This window comes from Brasilonema bromeliae SPC951 (assembly GCF_012912135.1).
Classification (GTDB): Bacteria; Cyanobacteriota; Cyanobacteriia; order Cyanobacteriales; family Nostocaceae; genus Brasilonema; species Brasilonema bromeliae.
Map to the genome: position 1 here is coordinate 1,111 of NZ_QMEB01000052.1, position 3,675 is coordinate 4,785.

Here is a 3,675-nt window from a genome sequence, read left to right on the forward strand (position 1 = left end):
TCCCGGCGTGTCAGTGATATACGTACATAGAAAATGAAAATTCTTCACACCGAACAAGTACTTACCGCAGAAAAAGAAGGTTATTATTCCCAGCGTGTCAATGATACATGTACATAGAAAATCTGTAGAAATTATTAAAACTGAATAAGTACTTACCGCAGAAAAAGAAGGTTATTATTCCCGGCGTGTCAGTGATATACGTACATAGAAAATGAAAATTCTTCACACCGAACTAGTACTTACCGCAGAAAAAGTCTTATCTTTTCACCTTTGACTCTTGACTCTGACTTCCGTCGGCTGGTACTGCGAACCAAGTTTATTAGCACAAAAACCAACGTCACGTACTTGATTTGGCTCAATTATCCGTCCCCAATCTAGAGGTGTGACAGTATACTGTGTTGCTCCTTGAGGTTTAAAGTTACCGTTCCAAGAGTTATTAATCGCAGCCTGTTTCATATCAAATGTCATTTGCCAATTGTTAACCTTGGTATTCCCCTGATTCATGATTTTGAAGCTGACACAAAATCCTGTTTGCCAATTTGCATAGATGTCAGAAGTTACTGTTAGTTGGGAAGAAGAAGAGATACGGTAAAGAGGAGATAGGGGATTTTGTGATGGGGAGATAGGAGGAATAATCTTTCCTGTGTCCTCTTCCACTTGCACGGGCGCTACTTGAGAAAAACTAACTGGCAGCATTTGGGACAGTAGCTGTTGCTTAGGAATATCAACATTTTGCCAATCATCTAATAAAATACCGCCTGTATCAGAACTGTTAGGATTCCAACTCCAGTAAGCAAAACTTAATTGTTTCTGTTTAATATATTGCACAAATTCGTTCTGCCAAATTCCTTCTTTAGAATTTGTATCTACTTTCCTTCCACCAAATTCACCGATAAAAATAGGTGCAAGATTTTGACTAGAAATATAATGAAATCCTATTTGCCAGCGATTGATGAGATCTTTAGGAAATTTTGGGTCAGAAAACCAAGCCTGATCTGCAACTCCAGGACCGTATTCATGAGGTGAATAGACAAGCTTGTTGCGACGAGATAAACGTACTGGGTAGCGCTTCACTCCTTCTAAATTACCACCGTGCCAATGGTTAGGCAGCTTTTGTGTAGGAACATTCTTTTCTACTCCTTGCACAACAATCAGCCAGTTAGGATTAACCTCAAGAATCGCATTTCCAGCCCGTTCTGCAGCGAGTCGCCAGTCTGTTGCTAAATCGTCAGTACCCCAGCTTGCTTTTCCGTGAGGTTCGTTTTTCAGATCTGCACCAACAACGTTGGTTTGATTTTTGTATCTATTGGCTAACATTGTCCAAGTATTAATCCAGTCTGCTTCTGTAAAGTTGTCTTCGTACCACAATTCGGCAATCCGCTTATCATTCAAACAGTGATTATCGAGTAGAACGAGTAACCCTTGACGTTCTGCTTCCTGAATAATTAAGTCCATCACCTCTATTGGAGTTTTTCCTTCAAATTCTTTATTGCTACCAATACTGAAATCAATACCGCTAATATTAGGCGAAACTAATGCTTGTACAGAATAAGGTAAGCGAATCAGGTTATACCCAAGTGTCCTAATTTGTGTCAGTATCTCCTTATAATCTCGCTTCCACAAGCCATGCGGTACGTGGGTTTCTGTTTCCATGCCAAACCAGTTAACACCTCTTAGCAAAACTTGCCGACCTTTAGCATCGATAATTTTTGCGCCACGAGTTGAAAGTGGTAATTCCATGATCATTTCAGTATTTATCTCATTTACCTGGCTTTGAGCAGGCAGCTCACTCATGATATTTGTCAAAAAAACTACTGTGCTTACTGTCATAATGAGTAACTGGTGATTAAATTTTAAGTTTTCTCGTTTCCTTGTATAAAAAAGCCGCATACTTTTCGTTACCTTACTTAACTGACACAAATATCTTTAAACAAGCGTGAGGACAGACAGCTTTTAAGCATATATCGTTCAATGTCCACAATTTCATGAAAGCCCAGTTCCTGCTTGTTGTTAACTCTGTAAATGTGCTAGAATTAAATACTCTGCTAAAACTTGTCAATTCAAAATCCTTGTTAAAATTTCCTAACTTTAGTTAAGGAAGGGTTATGATGAGTGAACACTGTCAATGTAGTTCCTCCCAAAGAGAAATTTTTTGCTCTCAATAGGATTATGTGAACGGTTAGGGTTCAAAAGTTAACATACAGCAATTAAGCACATCACTTCTGTAAATATGTTGATAAGTTAAGTAAAAATAGCCAATAATCATAATCAGTTTCTACTTAGACTAGAAAAGGGGAGTGGATGAATAAGCATATAATTGACCGACTGTAAACTTTGGGAGTTAAAGTCACCAAGAGACCGGGAACTAGCATTCCTACTCGCTGGTACTAATAGCAAATTTGGCTCTCCTGCCGTTAAGTCAGGCAAAAGGCAAGTAAAAATAACCTGGTTTTGTTGCCTTCTCAGACAAACCATGTGCCCAAAGCCATGGAAGTATCAAAAAAATCCAGGTTAAGCTAGAGAAGAGAGTTAGGATTAGCTTTACATCCTTTGGGGTCAAGAGCAAAACTTATTCTCACCGCAGGAATTTTCTCAAGTTGGCATTGTCCTTACTCCATGCTGCGAATTATTACTCAGCAGGCAGACGTTAGAGCAGAACTACAACGGATCTGCGATCGCACCCATGATGAACAGGTACTTCACAAAGAAGCAACAGTGCGGGAAGTGTTGCAGGCAGTGAAGCGCCAAGGCGATAACGCTGTACTGCATTACACAGCCGAATTCGATAAGCAAACCCTCAAGCCAGATGAACTGCGCGTGACAGGCTCAGAACTGGATGCAGCCTACCAACAGGTATCAAAGGAATTGCTCCAGGCTATCAGGCTTGCTTGCCGCCAAATCGATGCATTTCACCGCCAGCGAGTGCCCAAAAGTTGGGTACAATTTGGCGACGATGAGATCGTGTTGGGCAAGCGCTACACACCAGTAGACAAAGCAGGGTTATATGTGCCAGGTGGTCGTGCCGCCTATCCAAGTACGGTATTGATGAATGCAATTCCGGCAAAGGTGGCTGGTGTGCCACGTGTGGCAATGGTTACACCACCAGGACCAGACAAAGCAATTAACCCAGCAGTGCTGGTAGCAGCACAAGAAGCTGGAGTACAAGAAATTTATCGCGTCGGAGGCGCACAGGCGATCGCCGCTTTAGCCTATGGTACAGAAACGATTCCTAAAGTTAATGTCATCACAGGACCAGGTAATATTTACGTCACTTTAGCCAAAAAGCTTGTCTATGGCACCGTAGGCATCGATTCCTTAGCTGGACCTAGTGAAGTCCTCATTATTGCCGATGAATTCGCAAATCCTGTACACGTTGCCGCTGATTTGTTAGCGCAAGCAGAACATGACCCGATGGCAGCAGCAATTTTGCTGACCACGGATGCAGCTTTGGCAAAGAATGTACAAGTGGCGGTGGAAAGGCAACTTGTGGATCACCCAAGGCGCTTGCTCACAGAAAAAGCGATCGCTCACTACGGTTTAATAGTGATTGTAGAATCCTTGAAAGCGGCAGCAGAACTCTCAAACGAATTTGCCCCCGAACATCTGGAGTTGGAAGTAGAAGATCCTTGGGAGTTACTACCACAGATTCGGAATGCGGGTGCCATTTTCTTGGGC

At 42.0% G+C, this 3,675-nt stretch carries 2 protein-coding genes; one reads left to right on the plus strand and one right to left on the minus strand.

What is annotated here, in order from left to right; all coding sequences use genetic code 11:
• Nucleotides 1-264: 264 nt before the first annotated feature.
• Complete coding sequence (locus DP116_RS09105) at nt 265-1,794, minus strand: cellulase family glycosylhydrolase (protein ID WP_422614215.1); 1,530 nt, start codon at nt 1,792-1,794, stop codon at nt 265-267.
• Nucleotides 1,795-2,616: 822 nt separating this feature from the next.
• On the opposite strand from DP116_RS09105, the gene hisD reads away from it, so the two are divergent.
• Nucleotides 2,617-3,675, plus strand: a 1,059-nt coding sequence (gene hisD, locus DP116_RS09110) for a histidinol dehydrogenase (protein ID WP_246275544.1), incomplete at its 3' end; no start/stop codon positions are given.

Bases quoted from the DNA above. Each gene is read 5' to 3' on its own strand.
- DP116_RS09105 (WP_422614215.1), bottom strand. From the start codon at position 1,794: ATGAGTGAGCTGCCTGCTCAAAGCCAGGTAAATGAGATAAATACTGAA.